This window comes from Sphingomonas sp. 4RDLI-65 (assembly GCF_049472435.1).
GTDB lineage: Bacteria > Pseudomonadota > Alphaproteobacteria > Sphingomonadales > Sphingomonadaceae > Sphingomonas.
The window spans coordinates 863392-879227 of record NZ_JBCEBT010000001.1 but is presented as its reverse complement, the minus strand read 5'-3'; the positions used below and the strand labels follow the sequence as shown (position 1 = coordinate 879227).

General features: G+C 66.3%; 19 protein-coding genes. 7 read left to right on the top strand and 12 right to left on the bottom strand.

The genetic code is table 11. The annotated features are described in order from the left end of the window. The first annotated feature begins 736 nt into the window (after window positions 1-736). The 7 genes from VH567_RS03855 to VH567_RS03825 all read left to right on the top strand — a co-directional run bounded on the left by VH567_RS03855 (window position 737) and on the right by VH567_RS03825 (window position 3501). A complete protein-coding gene (locus tag VH567_RS03855) occupies window positions 737-913 on the top strand; it encodes a stability determinant (RefSeq protein ID WP_423323289.1) in 177 nt (58 codons plus the stop codon). Next, window positions 913-1185, top strand: a complete 273-nt coding sequence (locus VH567_RS03850) for a type II toxin-antitoxin system RelE/ParE family toxin (protein WP_423323287.1) — start codon at window positions 913-915, stop codon at window positions 1183-1185. The genes VH567_RS03855 and VH567_RS03850 overlap by 1 nt, the downstream gene beginning before the upstream one ends. A gap of 73 nt (window positions 1186-1258) precedes the next feature. Further along, on the top strand, window positions 1259-1591 hold the full coding sequence (locus VH567_RS03845) for a hypothetical protein (RefSeq protein WP_423323285.1): 333 nt from the start codon (window positions 1259-1261) through the stop codon (window positions 1589-1591). Between the two features lie 152 nt (window positions 1592-1743). Beyond that, window positions 1744-2184, top strand: coding sequence for a DUF3597 domain-containing protein (locus tag VH567_RS03840; protein ID WP_423323283.1), 441 nt, complete (start codon window positions 1744-1746; stop codon window positions 2182-2184). Window positions 2185-2261: 77 nt separating this feature from the next. Next, window positions 2262-2675, top strand: a complete 414-nt coding sequence (locus VH567_RS03835; protein WP_423323281.1) for a glycine zipper 2TM domain-containing protein — start codon at window positions 2262-2264, stop codon at window positions 2673-2675. 279 nt (window positions 2676-2954) lie between these two features. Continuing rightward, the gene (locus VH567_RS03830; protein WP_031394996.1) at window positions 2955-3167 is read left to right on the top strand and encodes a cold-shock protein; all 213 of its coding nucleotides are present in this window, start codon (window positions 2955-2957) and stop codon (window positions 3165-3167) included. Window positions 3168-3270: 103 nt separating this feature from the next. Beyond that, complete coding sequence (locus tag VH567_RS03825; RefSeq protein ID WP_423323278.1) at window positions 3271-3501, top strand: hypothetical protein; 231 nt, start codon at window positions 3271-3273, stop codon at window positions 3499-3501. A 579-nt stretch (window positions 3502-4080) separates the two neighbouring features. Here VH567_RS03825 and VH567_RS03820 read toward each other — a convergent pair. From VH567_RS03820 to VH567_RS03765, 12 genes are all read right to left on the bottom strand, one after another. Further along, on the bottom strand, window positions 4081-5058 hold the full coding sequence (locus tag VH567_RS03820; RefSeq protein ID WP_423323276.1) for a cell wall hydrolase: 978 nt from the start codon (window positions 5056-5058) through the stop codon (window positions 4081-4083). A gap of 166 nt (window positions 5059-5224) precedes the next feature. Continuing rightward, window positions 5225-8056, bottom strand: coding sequence for a M16 family metallopeptidase (locus VH567_RS03815; RefSeq protein ID WP_423323274.1), 2832 nt, complete (start codon window positions 8054-8056; stop codon window positions 5225-5227). 8 nt (window positions 8057-8064) lie between these two features. Continuing rightward, window positions 8065-8262 carry a hypothetical protein gene (locus tag VH567_RS03810; protein WP_197978314.1) on the bottom strand — a complete coding sequence of 66 codons (198 nt, stop codon included), beginning with the start codon at window positions 8260-8262 and terminating at the stop codon, window positions 8065-8067. Beyond that, entirely contained in the window at window positions 8259-9410 is a 1152-nt protein-coding gene (gene tgt / locus VH567_RS03805; protein ID WP_423323270.1) for a tRNA guanosine(34) transglycosylase Tgt, read from the bottom strand. Before tgt ends, VH567_RS03810 begins: the two co-directional genes overlap by 4 nt. A 4-nt stretch (window positions 9411-9414) precedes the next feature. Beyond that, window positions 9415-9870, bottom strand: a complete 456-nt coding sequence (locus tag VH567_RS03800) for an EF-hand domain-containing protein (RefSeq protein WP_423323268.1) — start codon at window positions 9868-9870, stop codon at window positions 9415-9417. Between the two features lie 8 nt (window positions 9871-9878). Then, a complete protein-coding gene (gene queA, locus VH567_RS03795) occupies window positions 9879-10904 on the bottom strand; it encodes a tRNA preQ1(34) S-adenosylmethionine ribosyltransferase-isomerase QueA (RefSeq protein WP_423323266.1) in 1026 nt (341 codons plus the stop codon). Between the two features lie 7 nt (window positions 10905-10911). After that, on the bottom strand, window positions 10912-11640 hold the full coding sequence (locus tag VH567_RS03790) for a peptidylprolyl isomerase (RefSeq protein ID WP_423323264.1): 729 nt from the start codon (window positions 11638-11640) through the stop codon (window positions 10912-10914). 130 nt (window positions 11641-11770) lie between these two features. Continuing rightward, window positions 11771-12277 (bottom strand): pantetheine-phosphate adenylyltransferase, encoded by a 507-nt coding sequence (gene coaD / locus VH567_RS03785; protein ID WP_423323262.1) that lies wholly within the window; start codon window positions 12275-12277, stop codon window positions 11771-11773. Window positions 12278-12298: 21 nt separating this feature from the next. Then, complete coding sequence (locus VH567_RS03780) at window positions 12299-13189, bottom strand: polyprenyl synthetase family protein (RefSeq protein ID WP_423323714.1); 891 nt, start codon at window positions 13187-13189, stop codon at window positions 12299-12301. Between the two features lie 13 nt (window positions 13190-13202). Continuing rightward, window positions 13203-13442: an exodeoxyribonuclease VII small subunit gene (locus VH567_RS03775; RefSeq protein WP_056060585.1), complete on the bottom strand. Its 240-nt coding sequence runs from the start codon at window positions 13440-13442 to the stop codon at window positions 13203-13205. Window positions 13443-13496: 54 nt separating this feature from the next. Next, window positions 13497-13652, bottom strand: a complete 156-nt coding sequence (locus VH567_RS03770) for a hypothetical protein (protein ID WP_423323735.1) — start codon at window positions 13650-13652, stop codon at window positions 13497-13499. A 132-nt stretch (window positions 13653-13784) separates the two neighbouring features. Further along, complete coding sequence (locus tag VH567_RS03765; RefSeq protein ID WP_423323260.1) at window positions 13785-15464, bottom strand: diguanylate cyclase domain-containing protein; 1680 nt, start codon at window positions 15462-15464, stop codon at window positions 13785-13787. Between the last annotated feature and the right edge of the window lie 372 nt (window positions 15465-15836).

Sequence of the window (15836 nt, the reverse complement as noted above, 5' to 3'; positions counted from 1 at the left end):
CTGTAGGATCGGATCCGGTGAAAAATACGGATATATGAAATGATCTTCATCTCGGCTGTCTCGAACCGAAAGTATGTTGTCGACTTTAATCGTAGAATTAAGATCCGCGATAGAATAATAAGCCTTTAAAGCTGCGGCTGGATAAAATGGTTCATTTGTCCATCGCCTGCGTTCATTCCACCACAACAAGAATCCGTCGTGGAGACGGGGGTATAGGTTAGTTCTTCGAGGATTGCTCTCTATTCGAGTTCTCGTCGCATCGGTCAAATCAGAGAAGCCAAAAACATGGTCTTTCGCGTCACGCCAAAAAGGACCGTAAAAATCTCCCCCTCCCTCAACCTCCCCGCGTTCCCTTGCTATATCCTCCCGAATGTCGCTTCGAAGCGCAGACGTGCGCCGCGCTTGGTCGGAGTACAATATTTTCAGCAATTTACGAAGGTGGATGGACCGAAGTGACATATCTGATCCCTGAGCTACACATCCACCACAATGTGAGGGCTGCCCCCCCCGCTTGCGCGATGTGGAAGATAACGGGATTGGGCAAACATCGTCAAGGAGTTGCACGCTCTGCTAGTGGGACACAGATCAACTGTTTATGGAATTGCTTTATAACGCTAAGTCCAAACGCAACGCCGCATAATCCGCCCCTTCAATCTTGGCCGGTGCTTGCTTAACTTGGCCGGCCACCGACGGGTGGCGGCTTTTTGCCCCCGTTGCCATCTGCTATACTCGCCGCATGGCCAAGCTTTCGCCCACCGAGTCCGAGTTCGCGACCACCGAAGAGGCGGACGCCTATGACGCGTGGTTCCGCGCGAAGGTCGAGAAGGCGATGACGTCCACCGCCCCCGGCATTCCGCACGATCAGGTGATGGCGATGGTGCAAGAGGTGATCGAGACGCACAGGCCGCAGTGATGCTGGCGCTCGTCTGGACGGACGATGCCACCCGTAACCTGCTGGAGATCGCCGACTATATCGCCCTGCGCAATTTCGCGGCCTCGCAACGGCTGATCGCCGCGATCAGGCATGCGGCAGAGACGCTGCCGCATCACCCCTATCTCTACCGCCCCGGTCGCGTCGCCGGAACCCGAGAAGCGGTGATCCATCCGAATTACATTCTGGTCTACCGGGTGACGACGGCGATCGAAATCCTCGCCATCCTCCACGCCCGCCAGCGTTATCCATAAAGCCCGTACCACCGGAACACCCCAGCGCCCCGGCCCGTTCAGTCTCCCGAGACAACAGCACCGGACGAACCCTATGCCCAATTTCGACCATCGCCACCCCCACCAGCCTCGCCCGAAGCCCAAGCCCAAGACGTTCGGCATCAACGCGCTGTCGATCGGGGCCGCGGCGATCGGTCTCGGGGGTGCGTTGCTGGCGGTGTTCCTGCGGTCGAAGGCCAACCCCGCCGAGCATGCCGCGCCCGATCTCGCGCTCGGCAAGCCTCGCCCGGGTGCGACCGATCGCGCGCCGGACGCCTTCCGCCCCGATCCCACCGCGGTCCCCACCAAGGCCGAGCGCGAGTCGCTCCGCCCCGCCACCGGCCCGGCACCGTCGTTCGCCGCGGATCGCGGTTCGACGCTCGGCTGACGCGTTCGGACAGGCGCGGCAGGGCAGGGGCGGGGCATGCTCCCGGCAAGGCCGCACACGAAGTCCAACTCGTCGCCCGGCGCGACCGGCGCTGCACCCATAAGTCCGCACGGGCGTTATCGCCGCGTCACATCACACGAACGGAGACACCCATGAGCATCTTCAGCAAGATCAAGTCCGCCATCTTCGGTGAAAAGGGCCCGCTCGGCAGCGGCCATTTCGGCACGCCCAAGCCCGAGGCTGCACCCGCACCCGCGCCGCAGACCACTGCCGCCCAGCCTGCGCCGACGCCCGTCGCACCGACTCCGCAGGCCGCTCCCGCCGCACCCGCACAGTCGGTCGACGTCGAAGCCGTGCTCTCGGGTATCGCTGCGAACAAGGGATCGGCGCTCAACTGGCGCACCTCGATCGTCGATCTGATGAAGCTGCTCGATCTCGATTCGAGCCTCGACAACCGCAAGGAGCTTGCCACCGAACTCGGCTATACCGGTGCCAAGGACGGCAGCGCGGAGATGAACATCTGGCTGCAAAAGGCCGTGATGCGCGAGCTGGAAAAAAACGGCGGCACCGTGCCCGCCAATCTCAAGGACTGATATGGGATAGGCGCCGGCAACCAAATCCCGGCGCCGATCATTACCCTTTCAGTATCAACCCCCTGAAAGGACACGAAATGCGCGTTGCGATGCTGGGCCTGCTGGCCGCCTCTACCCTTGTTGCCGGCTGCGTCGGCGACGGAGGCAGCCGCTACGGCGTCGACCCGCGCTATCGCTCTTACGACTATGACCGGCCCGATCCTGCCTATGGCAGCTACGACGCGGGCCGCTATTACCGCGACGACCGCCGCTACCGCGAGCGCCGCCTGTCGCGCAACGAGCGTGTGTATCGCGGCAACGACGGCCGCTATTACTGCCGCCGCAACGACGGCACCACCGGCCTGATCGTCGGCGGAGTCGCGGGCGGCGTGCTCGGCAACGTCATCGCACCGGGCGGCTCGGGCCTGCTGGGCACGGTGCTCGGCGCCGCCGGTGGTGCGCTTGCCGGCCGTGCGGTCGATCGCTCGAGCAACGACACCCGCTGCCGCTAAATCGCTCGACCGGCGCCGAAATATCGGCGTCGGTCGTTCTAAATCATCGCCGTTGATAGCGGCGAGCGTGAAAATTTTGTCTGCGGTAATCGACGCAGTTCTTGACCCATTTTACCGGCAAGATTTGCAATTCGAGCGGTCTTGGCCCATATAGTGCTCAGCTACAGTCGCATATCGACGGTTCTTGGCGCTTTGCGGCACCTTTCTCCTTCTTTCCCTGCTCCGCGGCACAGGGTCGCCCGAACGTCGGGTTGCCCCATACTAAGAAGGAGCCACTTCATGGCTATCACCGGAACCGTCAAGTTTTTCAACGCCGACAAGGGCTATGGCTTCATCGCGCCGGATGGCGGCGGCAACGATGCATTCGTGCACATCACCGCGGTTGAGCGCGCCGGCATGCCGACGCTGAACCAGAACCAGCGCGTCACCTACGAGCTCGAGCCCGACAAGCGTGGCAAGCAGTCGGCCGTGAACCTCCAGCCAGCCGATTGATCTCGCTGGCGGATTACGGTCCGCCAACCTGATCTCGGTTGCGATGCGGCGGTCTTCGGATCGCCGCATCACCCCTTTCCAGTTTCCGCAGGAGCGCACCAGCATGGCCGATAATCCAGAATTTTACCGGGCCCGTGCTGAAGAAGAGCGCCGCAACGGCGATGCCGCCCTGCTTGACAATGTCCGCGATCGCTGCCGCCGCGCCGAAAAGGCCTGGGACGACATGGCCAGCCGCGCAGAACGTACCCAGATCCTCCGCGCCGCCCGCGAAGCCGCCCCTCCCGGTGGCGAGCGCATGATGATCGGCACCCCGTCGATGGTCGCCGCCGAATAGGCGCGCCACGGGTTGCAGAGCGAAGTGAACGAAACCCGGGCGCGATGCGCTCGGGTTTTTCTTTGTGTGCGATCGTGCGGATGGCTTCGTGTGCTGGTCGAAGAGAACAGGGGTTCGCGCAGGGGCGCAGAGAGCGCGGAGGCTCCAGCGGGACTGCCGGTCTTCTAACGCTGACGGGGTCGGCATTGGTAATCGCGGTCCCGAAAGCTTCAGTATCGCGTTGCCACGCGGCCTGTCCTCACCCGTCCAATAAATCGACGCTGCGTACCCACGTCCGCATTAGGTGAGGAGTACCCGGCGAAGCCTGTAACTATTGTCCGTGTCGGACGGAGGCTCTTCAGATAGTTGTGGAAGGGCCCGGCGCGGCATAAAGGCAGGCTGGTTCGAGCGGCAAAGCCCAACGTCGTCCGCTACGGCGATACGCGAAGGCCACCCCGAGCGCATCACCTCCGCGTCCTCTGCGCCTCTGCGCGCAAAACTCTTCGCCTGACCTAATTCGGCATGCACCCCCGCATATGATCGTCGGAGCAGGCGGCACTCGTTCTCCCGCCAAGAACGGGCAGGGCGAAGGCAAAACTTTTATTTCAACGGTTTCCCCGAATCCTTCCACCGGTCGAGAATCTGCGATTCCGGCGGCAGCATGTCCGTCACCACCGGTGCAACCGGCTTGGCATAAGCCGGCTTGGCCTCAGCCACGACGACCGGCGCATTCGGCAACGGCACGCCGGCCGCCGCCACGCCCGCCGCTGCGATCATCTGCGGCGTCGGCGGCGCGATCGGCGCGACCGACCTATGCGGCCCCGGCACCGGCTCGCCCCCGGCATAATGCTGGTTGAACGCCGCCGCCGTGCCCCAATAGCCCTTCCACCGATGGAAGAAATGCGCGCCGACCACATCGGTCATCACCAGGCTTCGGTTCCACGCGGGCGTCACCGCATAGGTGTGATAATGCGTCGCCAGCCCGACCGGCGCATAGACGTATCCGGCCAGCGCCATGCCCGCTGCGCGCGCCGCACGCACCCAGGCCGCCCGCGCAGGGACTCGCGCCAACGCACCATCGCAGGCAAAGCTGAACTGGCAGCCGGCATGCTCGGAGCCCTGATACACCACGCCGCAGACGGTGCCGGGAAACGCCGGGTGCCGGGCCCGGTTGAGGATCACCTGCGCCACCGCCTGCTGGCCCGCATCGGACTCGGACGCCGCCTCGTAATAGATCGCGGCGGTAAGGCACTGGATCGCGCGATCACGGTCGATCGCCGATGCGCCTGCCATCGAGAACGGCCGTGCCGCCACGACCCCGGCATCTGCCGCAGCGCCCACCGGGATCGGCAGGACCGGCAGGTCGATCGTCCCGGTCACGCCCGCGGCAGGCGCGGCGCTTTCCTGATCCCGGGGCAAAGTCGACGGCGGCACGGGTACGCCCGGCGCTACGGTCGCCGGTGCCGGCTTGGCGATGACGGCGTTCGATCCGGTCAGCGCGCGCAACGCCGCCTGCGCGGAAATGCCGGCGCCGATGATCAGCAGCGTCGCGACCATCGCCAGCCAGATGCGGCGCATGAGCCGAAAGGTCTGCAACCGAACGCGCAACCGCTTACCTCGCTTGTGCCCGACGAGCCTGACGCGGCGGACTTAAAGCGCGGGCATAGCCGATTATGACCGCGCGATCTTCCCCGGATTCCGCCCGTCCCACAGTGGGACGAAGCACCATCTTGGCAGGAACTGCTTACCGCAAGGTTGCGCTGTCGAGCTTCAAGGCGCTTTCGGGGATCACCTCGACGTTTGGATACGCCTTGCGCAGCGGTTCGATGAACTGCTTGGCATCACCAACCACGACGATGCTCGCGGCCTTCGGATCGAGCAAGGCGACCGCTGCCGCCTGCACCGCCGCCGGATCAACCGCGCCGACCGCACCCGTAAAGCGCTGCAATTCGCCCAGCGGCACGCCGTTCTGGACATACGCGCCGAGGATATTGGCAACTCCCGAGGTCGTCTCGATCCCGCGCCCGAAATTGCCGACCAGCACGGCCTTGCGCGTATCGAGTTCGGCCGCAGGCACCGGCGCCGACCCCAGCCGCGCCATCTCTGCTGCGATCAGCGTCACGACTTCGGCGGCGGTGGGGTTCTTGGTCTGCGTCCTGGCCGCGACCGTTCCTTGCGTCTTGCCCGCGTCGAGCCCGCTGCTCGCGCCATAGGCCAGCCCACGCTTGATCCGGATTTCCTGGTTCAGCCGCGACGAGAAGCCGCCGCCAAGCACGGTGTTGCCGACCGCCAGCGGATAATAGCGTGCATCGGCCCGGGCGATCGCGGGCCGCGCCACGACGACGCCGGCCTGACCGGCTTCGGGCATATCGACGACGATCACGCGAGGCTTCGGATAGGTGACCTGAGGAGCAGCGGCCGCCACGGCGGTGCCCGATCTCCAACCGCCGAACTGTGCCTCGGCAAGCGCCTTCGCCCGCGCCGCGGTGACGTCGCCGACCATGATCAGCGTTGCCTGGCCCGGCTGGAAACTGCGCGCATAGGCCGCGGCGATGTCCGGTCGCGTGATGGCCTTCAGCGACAAGGGCGTCCCCCCGGTCGGTGCCCCGTAAGGCGAGGCGCCGAGCACCGCACGGTCCGCGACGAGCCCGGCAACCTGTGCGGGATTTTTCAGCGCGAGCGTGACGGCATCGACCTGCTGCGTTCGCGCGCGCTCGATCTCCTCGGGCGCAAAGGCGGGGTTGACCGCCACGTCCGCCAGGATCGCCATCGCCGGCGCAAGCTGGTCGGACTTCACCGTCACGTCGACCGACGCACCGTCGCTCGCGGCATCGCTGCCGATCGAACCGCCCAGCCCCTCGATCGCGCGCGCGATCTGGGTCGCCGACCGTGTCTTCGTACCCTTGGTCAGCAATTCCGCGGCCAGGCTGCTCACGCCCGCACGGTTCGCCGGATCGGTCGCCGCACCGCCGGCGGTCACCAGATACGCGGTGACGATCGGCAGGTCGTGCCGCTCCACCGTCACCAGCCGCATGCCGTTGGCGAGACGAACCTCGACCGGCTGTGGGATCGTTGGCGATACCGGCGCGCTCGGCGCTGGTGGCTGCACGCGCTGGCCGTCCGGCGCAGGCATCACGATCTCGACATTCGCAGGTGCCTTCAGGTCCGCGACCTGCACCGTCGGCGCGACTGCGATCGTATCCGCCACACCGCCCGCAGGCTTGTCGGCGATCGGCATGTACCGGATCGTCGCCGACTGGGCGTCGCCCAGATATTTCCGCGCCACCCGCTGGATATCCGCCGCCGTCACCCGCGAGATCGCCGCGAGTTGCTTGTCCGCCGCCTGCGGATCGCCGTCGACGATCACGGCGGCGGCCAGCGTGCTCGCCTTGCCCTCGGCGGTCTCGCGCGACTGGATCGACTGGGTCAGGATCTCGTTCTTCGCCTCGGCCAGTTCCGCCGCGCTCACCGGCGCATCGCTGAACCGCGCGATCTCGCGCTTCAGTGCAGCCTCGCCCGCCTCGACCGTCTTGCCGCCCGCCATGATCGCGTAGACCACCAGATTGCCGGTCGCCTGCTTGGTATCGAGGAACGCCTCCGCCGACTGCGCGAGCTGGTCGCGGTACACGACGCTCTCGTACAGCCGCGAGCTCTCGCCCGTCGCCAGCACGGCGTTCAACACGGTCAGCGCCGCGCTATCCGCATCGCGGTCGGCAGGGACATGATAGCTGACCAGCACCGCAGGCAACGGCGTGTTCGGCTCGTACACGGTCCGCGTTACCGCCTTGGTCCGCGCAGGCTCCGCCACCGTCACACGCGGGATCGCCGCCGATGGCTTCTTGATGCCGGCAAAATACTGGTCGACCCAGCCGTTCAACTGCGCGGGATCGAAATTCCCCGACACCACCAGGATCGCATTGTCCGGTCGGTAATAAGTCGTATGGAACGCCCGAACGTCGTCGATCCCGGCCGCCTCGAGATTCTCGAGGCTGCCGATCGTCCCGCGCGCATAGGGATGCGCGGTATAAGCGAGCGCCGGGTAATAGAGCGAGAACAGCTTGCCGTACGGCCGCGCGAGCGTGCTCTGGCGCAGCTCCTCCTTCACCACGTCGCGCTCCGACCCGAAGCTCTTGGGCTCGACGACGAGGCTCGCCATCCGATCGGCCTCCGCGAACAGCAGCCGCTGGAGGTGGTTGGCGGGGATCACCTCGTAGTAGTTGGTATAGTCGTCGTTGGTCGACGCGTTGTTGTAGCCGCCGACATCCTCGGTCAGCCGGTCCATCTGCTCGGACACGAGATTGCGCGTAGACTTGAACATGAGATGTTCGAACATGTGCGCGAACCCGGACTTGCCCTTCGGGTCGTCCTTCGAGCCGACGTCGTACCACACCTGGACCGACACGTTCGGCGTGCCCGTGTCACGGATCGCATAGACGCGCAGGCCATTCGGCAGCGTGCGCTCGGTATAGGCGATCGGCTTGACCGAAACCTGCGTCGGGGCAGGTGCGGTTTGCGCCACCACCGCTACGGGAAGACATGCTGCGGTCAGCAGCAACGCGGAGCGGAGGAGGCGCATGGAGGTCCTTACTTGTTGCGGTTGGCGAACAACACGGCGCCCGCGATCGCCGCCGAGCCGATGCCGACGCCCAGACCGATCTTCGCGAGCGGCCAGCTCTTCGCCTTCTCGGCGGCGTTGTGCGCGGCGGCCTCGGCCTGCAGCTTTGCCTCCTTCGCGGCGGCGAGGATCTCGTTCGGGGTGTCGCTGTCGATCTTGATGGTCACTTGGGCTCTCCTTCACTCTTCCGGGCATACACGCCACGGAAATCATTCGCGAACTGCGTCAGCGTGCCCGAGGCGATCGCCGCCCGCAGATCCGCCATCAGCGTTTCGTAGAACCAGATGTTATGCTCCGTCATGAGCATTGCGCCAAGCATTTCACCCGACCGGACGAGGTGATGCAGATACGCCCGGCCCCAGGTTGCGCAGACGGGGCAGGGGCAGGCGGGATCGAGCGGCCCCATATCCTCGGCGAACTTCGCGTTGCGGATGTTGATCGGCCCGGTCCGCGTGAACGCCTGGCCAGTCCGCCCCGACCTAGTCGGCATCACGCAGTCGAACATGTCGATCCCGCGCTCGACCGCACCGACGATGTCGTCGGGCTTGCCGACCCCCATCAGGTAGCGCGGCTTTTCGGCCGCCAACTGCTCCGGCGCGAAGTCGAGACACCCGAACATCGCCTCCTGGCCCTCGCCGACCGCCAAGCCGCCGACCGCATAGCCGTCGAAGCCGATATCGATCAGCGCATCCGCCGAAGACTTCCGGAAGCCCTCGTTCAGCGCGCCCTGCTGGATCCCGAAGATCGCATTGTTCTCGGCATGCTCTTCGCCCGCATCGAACGCCGCGCGCGACCGCTTCGCCCAGCGCATCGATCGCTCCATCGCCGCTGCCTGCACTTCGCGCGTCGACGTCGTCGGCACGAGTTCGTCGAACGCCATGACGATATTCGAGCCGAGCAGCCGCTGGATCTCGATCGACCGCTCCGGGCTCAGCAGATGCCGCGTCCCGTCGAGGTGCGACTTGAACGAAACGCCTTCCTCGGAGCGCTTGGTCAGGTCGGCGAGACTCATCACCTGATAGCCGCCGGAGTCGGTCAGGATCGGTTTCGACCAGCCCGAAAACGCATGCAGCCCACCGAGCCGCGCGACCCGCTCGGCCCCTGGTCGCAGCATCAGATGATAGGTGTTGCCCAGGATGATATCCGCGCCCGCCCCGACCACGTCGGCGGGCTTCATCCCCTTGACGGTCGCCGCCGTACCGACCGGCATGAAGGCAGGCGTGCGGATGTCGCCGCGCTGCATCGCGATGACGCCGGTGCGTGCCTTGCCGTCGGTGGCGGATATGGTGAAGTCGAAGCGGGGACGGGTAGTCATGGACTCAGTTTTTCTTGCGGATGCCGTAGCGATCGCCGACCGGCGCGCCGCGGATGATGATGAGTTCAGCGCGGGTCAGCACGCCGTCCTTGTCGCGGTCGAACCGCGTGAAGAACTGCGCGAACCGCGCCTGGAGTTCGGCGAGCGTGATCCGGTTGTCACCGTCGCGATCGACCTCGAACGGGCTAGGCAGCGCGTTACGATCGCCCAGCCACGCCTGCGCCCAGTCGGCATAAGCGATGTACCCGATCGACCCGGTCGCAGCGCCCTCGGCGGTGGCATAGCTCCGCGCGACGCCCGCGGTCAGCTCTCCTTGCGTCACGCGCCCATCGCCGTTCGCATCGCACGCGGCGATGAACAGCGCGGCTGGCTCGGCGAAGATCGTCGCGGGCGGCTGCGGCGTGCCAGCGGGCGGTGGCGCGGCCGTGATAGCCTGGAGCAGAGCGAGAGCGAGCAGCATGCCGCCCGTCATGGCAGCAGAAGCGAGGCGTCGCCATAGCTGTAGAAGCGATACTTCTCGGCGATCGCATGCGCATACGCCGCCTGCATCCGCTCGCGCCCCATCAGCGCCGACACCAGCATGAACAAAGTCGAGCGCGGCAGGTGGAAATTGGTCATCAGCCCGTCGATCCCACGGAACCGATAGCCCGGCGTGATGAAGATCGCGGTGTCGCCGTCGAACGGACGAATGACGTCGTCCTCGCCGGTCGCACTCTCGATCAGCCGCAGCGACGTCGTCCCGACCGCAATCACCCGGCCACCCGCCGCACGCACCGCGTTCAGCCGATCGGCGGTCGCGACATCGATCCTGCCCCATTCGGCGTGCATCTTGTGCTCGGTCGTGTCCGTCGCCTTCACGGGAAGAAACGTCCCCGCACCGACATGCAGCGTCAGCGTCGCATGCTCGATCCCCGCTGCCTCGACCGCCGCCATCAACTTCGGCGTGAAGTGCAGTGCCGCGGTCGGGGCTGCGACCGCCCCCGGCTCGGACGCGAACATCGTCTGGTAATCGTCCGCATCGCGTTCGTCGGTCGGGCGCTTGCCGGCAATATACGGGGGCAGGGGCATGTGGCCTGCACGCTCCAGCAGCAATTCGACCGGTTCGTCGCCCGCGAACACCAGCGCGTAGCTCCCGTCGTCCTCGCGATCGACCGCCGCCGCGCTGACGCCGTTGCCGAACTCGATCACGTCGCCGTCACGCAGCCGCCGCGCGTTGCGGATGAACGCGCGCCATCGCCGCGGCCCTTCGCGCTTGTGCAGCGTCGCGCCGATCTTCGCATCGCCGCGACGCCCGTCCAACTGCGCCGGGATCACCCGCGTATCGTTGAACACGAGCATGTCGCCGCGCCGCAGCAGTGACGGCAGGTCGGACACGCCCGCATCCAGCGTTCGGTCATCTTCGAGCACCAGCATTCGCGCAGCATCGCGCGGCGCCGCGGGGCGGAGCGCGATGTTGTCGGTCGGCAGGTCGAAGTCGAAAAGGTCGACGTTCAACGCAAAATCACTTCTTTGCAGGAGCCTTCTTCACCGGCGCCTTGCGGGCAGCCGGCGCGAGCTTGGGCTTGGCCGCATCCGGACCTGACGCCGTACCCGGCAACGTCACCGGTGCACCCAGCGCAGGGGCAGGCGGGCCAGCGACATACGCCGGAGGATTGTCCGCCGCGATATACGCATGGACGATCCGCGACGGGTTCGCGGGCGGCTCGCCGCGCTCGATCGCGTCGACATACTGCATCCCGTCGAGCACGCGCCCGAACACGGTGTATTTCTTGTCGAGGCTCAGGCGCGGCTGGAAGACGATGAAGAACTGGCTGTTCGCGCTGTCCTCCTTGTCCGAGCGTGCCGCCGAGACGGCACCACGAACGTGCGGCAGGTAATTGAACTCCGCCCTCACGTCGGGCAGCGTCGAACCGCCGGTGCCGTCGCCCTTGGGGTCGCCGCCCTGCGCCATGAAGCCGTCGATCACACGGTGGAACGCGAGGCCGTCATAGAAATGCTGGCGCGTGAGCGTCTTGATCCGCTCGACCATCAGCGGCGCGACGTCGGGCCGCAGCCAGATCGTCACGCGCCCGCCGGTCGACAGGTCAAGCAGCAGCAGGTTCTGCGTGTCCGTCGTCAGGGGCGGGGTCAGGCGAACCGCGGCGGGCGTCACATCCTTCTTCTGCGCTGCACCCGCAGGCACCGTGACGAGGCACCCGAGCAACGCGAACATACCGGCGAAAAAGCGCATCAAATTCCCACTCGCAAGAGGCCCGGCGCAACCAGGCTGCCGCCACTTAGAGCAAATCCCCGCTTGCGCCAATCTGAACGTGCGTGGGGGTGCGAGCACATCCTCCGCTGACAGGGGAGGGGCACGAGGCTCAGCTGCCCTTGCGCCCGATCTTCTCGACCCGCGCCACCACTTCCGCACATACCGCACCCGGCACGAACTTCGCGATATTCCCGCCGTACAGCGCGATTTCCTTCACCAGCCGGCTCGCGATCGGCTGCAACGCGACGTCGGCCATCAGGAATACCGTCTCGACGCGCGGATTGATCTGCTGGTTCATCCCCGCCATCTGATACTCGTATTCGAAATCGGCGACCGCGCGCAGGCCACGGACGATCACCTTCGCCCCCTGCCGCTCGGCGAAGTCCATCAGCAGCGAATCGAACGCCACCACTTCGATATCGCCATCGACGTCCGCCACCTCGCGGCGCACCGTCGCCATCCGCTCCTCGATCGTGAACATCGGCGACTTCGACGGGTTGGTCGTCACCCCGATCACCAGCCGGTCGACCAGCTTCGCGCCGCGCCGGATGATGTCCATATGGCCCAACGTGACCGGATCGAACGTGCCTGGATAGACACCAATGCGTGCGGTCATGTTGAACTCCCGGTTATACGCTCAGCGGTCGCGTTCGAGCACGAAGCGCGCGATATCGCGCAACAGGTCGGCTTCCTTGCCGTAGCTATGCAGGTGCGCCACGGCCTGGTCCACCAGCATCCGCGCCTGCTCCCGCGCGCGCTCGGCGCCGAGCAGCGACAGGAACGTCTCCTTGCCCGCGACCTCGTCCTTGCGCAGCGACTTGCCGACGACGGCCTCGTCACCCTCGGCATCGAGCAGGTCGTCGGCGATCTGGAATGCGAGCCCCAGGTCATGCGCATAGCCGCGCAGACCGACGCGTCCCTCAGGCGGCAAGCGCCCCAGGATCGCCCCAGCCTCGACCGACGCCGAGATCAGCGCCCCCGTCTTCATCTGCTGCAACCGCGTGACGGTGTTCAGGTCGAAGCGCGTATTCTCCGCCTCGATATCCATCTTCTGCCCGCCCGCCATGCCGCTCGGCCCGGCGGCGCGTGCGAGGTCCATGACCAGCTCGATCCTTACGAACGGATCGGCATGCGTCGCCGGATCGGCCAGGATCTCGAACGCCAGCGCATGCAGGCAATCGCCCGCCAGGATTGCCGTCGCCTCGTCGAATACCTTGTGCACCGTCGGCTTGCCGCGCCGCATGTCGTCATTATCCATCGACGGCAAGTCGTCGTGGATCAGCGAATAGACGTGGATCGCCTCGATCGCAGTCGCCGCCCGTGCGGAGCATTCGCGCGCCACGTCGAACAGATTGGCGGTCGCGAACACGAGCAACGGCCGCAGCCGCTTGCCGCCGCCGATCGCCGCATGCCGCATCGCGCGGTACAGGTCGCCGCGCGGATCGTCGGGAATCGCCAGCAATTCGTCGAACTGCCGGTCGATCTCGGCCGAAACCTCGGCAAGCGCCGCGGACAGCGCGGGAGGCATGTCGCTCACCGCGTCAGCCTGCCGCGAACGGACGGACGCCCGCGGGCTTGCCGTCGCCATCGAGCCGGATCGCCTCGATCCGCGCCTGCGCCGCATCGAGCCGGTCGGCACAACGCTGGCGCAGCTTGTTGCCGCGCTCGTACAGCTCGATCGCCTGCTGCAGCGGCGTATCGCCACTTTCCAGCTTCCCGACGATGAGCTCGAGTTCCTTCAGTGCATCCTCGAACGCGAGGTCTTCGATCGGCGTGTCCATGCCGGCCGCTATGGCGCAGGCACCGGACGAGGGTCAAGGACGTGGCGCCCGTGTTCAGCGCAACCGGTTCACCGTCCAGGTATACAGCACGGAGACGCCGACCAAGCCGAAGTCGACCGCCGCCTGCATCCGGTGCAGCGAAGGATCGCGCGAATCATGCGTGACCAGCTGCAGGTCGACGGTCGGGTGGCGCACGGCGATGGCGGTCAACGCGATCACTCCCGCGACCACCAGCATTCCCTTACGATTCCGCATCCTGTCCCCCCGGCAATGCGCGCGATCATGTCGCAATTCGCCTTCGCCGACAAGTCGCCCGGCGGGCAGGCGGCTGTCAGACGGCGGTCAGGCGGCGATGCACACCGGCGGCGCTTCCCGCGCGCGGTCGCGCCCCGCCGCCTTCGCTGCGAACAGCGCGCGGTCGGCGCAATTGTAGAGCAGCTTCCAGTCCTTCTCGTGCAGCAACGGCCCGGTGCACGCGCCGATGCTCGCGGTCACCGTGATATCGAACGGCATCCGCTGGCTGCGCAGGCGATCGAGTACCGCGTCTGGCGCGATCGCGTTGGCTGCGTCCAGCAGGATCGCGAACTCCTCGCCGCCGATCCGCGCCACCAGCGCATCGGGCGGCACCGCGTTGCGCAGCGCTCGCGCCACCACGCGCAGCACCTCGTCGCCGCCGTCATGGCCGATCTTCTCGTTGACGCGCTTGAAGTGATCGACGTCGGCAAGCAGCAGCATCTGGTCGCCCGGCCGGCCGATCGCGCGGTGCAGGAATGCGCGACGATTGAGCAGCCCGGTTAGCGGCTCGGTATCCGCCAGCAGTCGCGCGGCGATCTCCTGTTCGCGCGCGGTATCGCGTTCGACGCTCAGCAGCCGGATCCGGTACGCGATCGCCAGGCTCGACAGCATCGATTCGAGCGCCATCGACAGGATCGTCGAATTGTCGAGCCACCGGCTCCACGCGAGCAGTTCGAAGGCATTGGCGACGCGTAGCGCGGCCACCGCGATCGGCACGCTCCACGCCAGCGCGAACAGCCACAGGAAATTGCTCCGCACGCGCCAGGCCCGGTACAGGACGACCGGGATCAGCACGAGCAGCGCGAGATACGCACTGGCCAGCAGCGTATCGAGCATGTGGAACTGCCACGGGGCGAAAGCCGCCCACATCAGCCCGGTGACCAGCAACCCTGCCATGACGATCGTACTTGCCGGACGCAGCCACCCGGCGAAGACCGCGCGCTCGAAAAAGGTGCGCGCGAACAGCAGCGCGGCGGCAGCGGATCCAGCGAGGAACAGCGCGTTCAGCCGCTGGCGATCATTGTTGTCCAGGCCCGGAAGCATCTGGCCGAGCGCCCCCGACGAGGTCAGCGCATAGGCGAGCAGGCACAGCACGAGCAGGCAATAGGCCGGCTGGAACGCCTGCCGCAGCGCGCCCCACAAAGCGAGATTGTAGACGATCAGCGCGATCGCCATGCCACCGAACCCGCCGTACAGGGCGGCCAGCAATATCTCGGTGGTGTCGCGCTGGTCGTGATCCGCCAGGGCTGGGCCGAGGATCAGGCCGCGCAGGTTCGCTGCGCCCTCGACATGCCAGAGCAGCCGGACCGGCGCCGCATCGTGCCGCGGGATCGGCTGGACGATTACCGCGCCGAGCCCGATCAACCGCCCCGCGGTGCGCGACGTGAAACCGGTCTGGCGGATCGAACCGTCGGCATAGAGGACGAACAGCGTCACCCGGTTCACCCAGGTGCTGCCGATCCGCACGGTATGGCCGTCCGCACCGATCGCGGGCAGGCGCTGCGACAGGATCCAGAAGTCACCGCCGCCGAACCGCGTCTGCGAGGTGGCGCAGTCGAAACCGCCCGGCGCGGCGAACAGCGTGGCCGCCGTCTGCTTTGGCAGCGCGGGGCGCACGCAGACCGACAGCGGCGTCCCCGTGACCGCGATGGCAGGCGCGGCAAGGGCAAGACCGAAGCCCAGCGCGAGCGCACCGATCATCCATCGCAGCCATGCCAAACGTTCCATGCCACGACGCTAGCAACGCTTCCCCAATTATAGGTAAACGGACGCAGATTTGCCGATCACGGCGCTGCGATCCTCCCCCGCCAGGGGGAGGTGGCTGGCGCATGCCAGACGGAGGGGGAGGAAAGGGCGACGTCCGTTGCGAAGTCCTCCCCCTCCGCCGCCTCCGGCGCCACCCCCCCCCTTGCGGGGGAGGATTGAGCGCGCTGGCTTTCTGTCCAGAACCGCCAACTCAGCAGTCCTCCCGTTACGCTGCTTCCCTGTCCCCCGGCATTAGTCGTAGCCAATCCCGTCCGACTCCATGCACCACCCCGGCGAAGGCCGGGGCCCAACTGGGGAGCGTAGCCAGCTGAGAGATGCGCGTCGTCACTGCAA

Bases quoted from the DNA above. Each gene is read 5' to 3' on its own strand.
- tgt (WP_423323270.1), bottom strand. From the start codon at position 9,410: ATGACTACCCGTCCCCGCTTCGACTTCACCATATCCGCCACCGACGGC.
- VH567_RS03830 (WP_031394996.1), top strand. From the start codon at position 2,955: ATGGCTATCACCGGAACCGTCAAGTTTTTCAACGCCGACAAGGGCTAT.
- VH567_RS03855 (WP_423323289.1), top strand. From the start codon at position 737: ATGGCCAAGCTTTCGCCCACCGAGTCCGAGTTCGCGACCACCGAAGAG.
- VH567_RS03765 (WP_423323260.1), bottom strand. From the start codon at position 15,464: ATGGAACGTTTGGCATGGCTGCGATGGATGATCGGTGCGCTCGCGCTG.
- VH567_RS03845 (WP_423323285.1), top strand. From the start codon at position 1,259: ATGCCCAATTTCGACCATCGCCACCCCCACCAGCCTCGCCCGAAGCCC.
- VH567_RS03790 (WP_423323264.1), bottom strand. From the start codon at position 11,640: ATGCGCTTTTTCGCCGGTATGTTCGCGTTGCTCGGGTGCCTCGTCACG.
- VH567_RS03800 (WP_423323268.1), bottom strand. From the start codon at position 9,870: ATGCTGCTCGCTCTCGCTCTGCTCCAGGCTATCACGGCCGCGCCACCG.
- coaD (WP_423323262.1), bottom strand. From the start codon at position 12,277: ATGACCGCACGCATTGGTGTCTATCCAGGCACGTTCGATCCGGTCACG.
- VH567_RS03825 (WP_423323278.1), top strand. From the start codon at position 3,271: ATGGCCGATAATCCAGAATTTTACCGGGCCCGTGCTGAAGAAGAGCGC.
- VH567_RS03850 (WP_423323287.1), top strand. From the start codon at position 913: ATGCTGGCGCTCGTCTGGACGGACGATGCCACCCGTAACCTGCTGGAG.
- VH567_RS03775 (WP_056060585.1), bottom strand. From the start codon at position 13,442: ATGGACACGCCGATCGAAGACCTCGCGTTCGAGGATGCACTGAAGGAA.
- VH567_RS03840 (WP_423323283.1), top strand. From the start codon at position 1,744: ATGAGCATCTTCAGCAAGATCAAGTCCGCCATCTTCGGTGAAAAGGGC.
- VH567_RS03815 (WP_423323274.1), bottom strand. From the start codon at position 8,056: ATGCGCCTCCTCCGCTCCGCGTTGCTGCTGACCGCAGCATGTCTTCCC.
- VH567_RS03820 (WP_423323276.1), bottom strand. From the start codon at position 5,058: ATGCGCCGCATCTGGCTGGCGATGGTCGCGACGCTGCTGATCATCGGC.
- VH567_RS03835 (WP_423323281.1), top strand. From the start codon at position 2,262: ATGCGCGTTGCGATGCTGGGCCTGCTGGCCGCCTCTACCCTTGTTGCC.
- VH567_RS03780 (WP_423323714.1), bottom strand. From the start codon at position 13,189: ATGCCTCCCGCGCTGTCCGCGGCGCTTGCCGAGGTTTCGGCCGAGATC.